Source organism: Elstera litoralis (assembly GCF_000963705.1).
GTDB lineage: Bacteria > Pseudomonadota > Alphaproteobacteria > Elsterales > Elsteraceae > Elstera > Elstera litoralis.
The window spans coordinates 1-2,106 of the sequence record NZ_LAJY01000863.1; the positions used below are offsets into that span (position 1 = coordinate 1).

Genomic DNA, 2,106 nt, shown 5'->3' on the forward strand with positions numbered 1-2,106 from the left:
CTGGAAAGTGTGTGTACGGGAAACCGTACCGTGAGTTCGAATCTCATCCCCTCCGCCATCCTGCTTCGCTCTCCGAGCTTCGCAGGATTGTAAAAGCCCTCACCACGAAGCAGGATGCCCTCCGAAGCTTTAGCGCAGAAGGGCTGATACTCTTAACATGGTATGTCATAGTCCAGACAACCTGAGGTCAGGGTGAGTGTTCTTAACACATCCAAGAATAAATATTTTAGAATATATTACATCTTTTTAGGATGCGCAATTTCTTAAACACATACATCATGGATAGCGTGGCCTATAGCCTCAATGTCGTTCAGTATAGCCTCGACCATACTGGGGGTAATCGGCCAAAGTTGACCTGGATATGACGGATCGACGTCTGCCTCGTGTGCGATTTTGTTTCGTCGATCAATTATTAAGCCTAACGTAGCTTTCACATCCTTTGGAGCCTTGCCCATATGAGCCCCCACCTGTTCCCAGAGAGAAACTGGCGAGAATAGGCGCACGGCATCAGCTATCTTATCTGGTGTCTGAAAGGAGGCGTATCCATGTTTGGAACGGATTTCACTGTCCAACGCGGCCACTGTGAACGTCGGATTTGCAAGGTTTCGCGCCGTAGACATTGGTAATGGAAAAACGTCCGAAGGCATCGGTAATCGGACGGGTCCCGGCCCAGCACTCAAGCATCCCAATGCGCACAATCTCGTGGATGTAGTGATCCAGAGCGCTGACCGCCATGACGATCTCAGCGCGAAGCATATCACTCAGATCCACCGCTACTGTTAATGTGCTGCTCAGGGTATTGTGCAGGCCGTGGAAGTGACGCGCGCGGGCGAGACTGTCGTCGAATGCCTTAAGCGCTGATTGCATCTACTACTCGAATAACTCGGTCAGCGGCCATATCGAATAATTTGGCAAATTGCCGCTGAGATTCTTGGGTCGATGCCAGAACACTACCAACCTGCTCAAGTTGCTCGGGGGTCAGTTCAAAAATGGGAACTTGGTGTTCCTGAGAGCGCGCTATCAATGAGTTGAAGTCGGCCATTTGCAGGATAGGCTGGCGTGGGTCGTAGCCAGCTGCTTCATAGATTGCATCCTCTAGCATTAGACCGCACGCTTTCAGCGCTGGAATAAATGTATCAGCGATGGAGACCTCAAGCTGATTTATCCACCCTTGGAATGCCTTTGAGGGGTACCCGCCCCTCGGTCGGTACTTTTGGATGACATGTCCAAGAAACCTGGGATTGGACTGCGGGAACGGATATTCTGCGTCTTTCAGCGTGTCCATCTGAGATGCAGACGAAGCCCATGCTTTCCACTTTGGTAGAACGCCGGTCAGCGACCTTATAGCCATGGTGGAGAAATAATCAGGGTGCATCGGTACTAAGAACAGATTGCTTGTTGCTAGGAGATTCTTGTTAACAGCACCGAGGCTAGGGCTCATATCGACAAGTACGATATCGATGCTATACGCCTCGGCGGTCTTATCAATCAGATACCGGAGGGACCCAGGCAGATTTCGCAGCGTCACAAGTGACCCGGAGAGTTCTTGTGCTATTCCGAGTGTTACCTCATATTCGGCAAGACCAATATGCCCAGGCATCAGCCAAAGCCGATCGTTTCCAGGCACCTGTGGGCAGTCGACAGCTTGGATAAGTGCAGGGCGTGACTCGAATGCTGGTGCAAGCCCCTCACGCATGTTCATCGGGCGACCGCCTTTAGTACCTTGGATGGAATCGGCATTCTCCAAGTCCTCCAAACCTAAGACCATGCCCGTCAGATTGCACTGCGGGTCGCAGTCAACCAACAGCACATTCTTGTTCTTTCTGGCGATCATCCAGCCCAAGTTGAAGGCCGTAGTCGTCTTGCTAACGCCCCCTTTATGATTGAATAAGCTAATTACCGTCGCCACCATTTGACTCCTCAGCTAAAATCGCGAAATTGTAGCTTCGGCGCGTTGGCTTGCAACCGCAACCCTTTTACTTGAAAAATGCTCTCCCGTGATCGCCCCCAAAAGGTTCCCGCCCATGAAGCTGACGGATCAGACGACGACCCTCGGGCATCTCTCGGCGCACGCGCCGGAGATGCTGCGCGATTTGGCGGAGACGC

The 2,106-nt window shown here is 51.9% G+C and carries 2 protein-coding genes; both read right to left on the bottom strand.

The genetic code is table 11. The annotated features are described in order from the left end of the window. Positions 1–561: 561 nt before the first annotated feature. Positions 562–867 carry a hypothetical protein gene (locus tag VZ95_RS26295; RefSeq protein ID WP_052711980.1) on the bottom strand — a complete coding sequence of 102 codons (306 nt, stop codon included), beginning with the start codon at positions 865–867 and terminating at the stop codon, positions 562–564. Further along, positions 851–1,912, bottom strand: a complete 1,062-nt coding sequence (locus VZ95_RS20345; protein ID WP_045777480.1) for a ParA family protein — start codon at positions 1,910–1,912, stop codon at positions 851–853. Before VZ95_RS20345 ends, VZ95_RS26295 begins: the two co-directional genes overlap by 17 nt. Positions 1,913–2,106 lie beyond the last annotated feature (194 nt).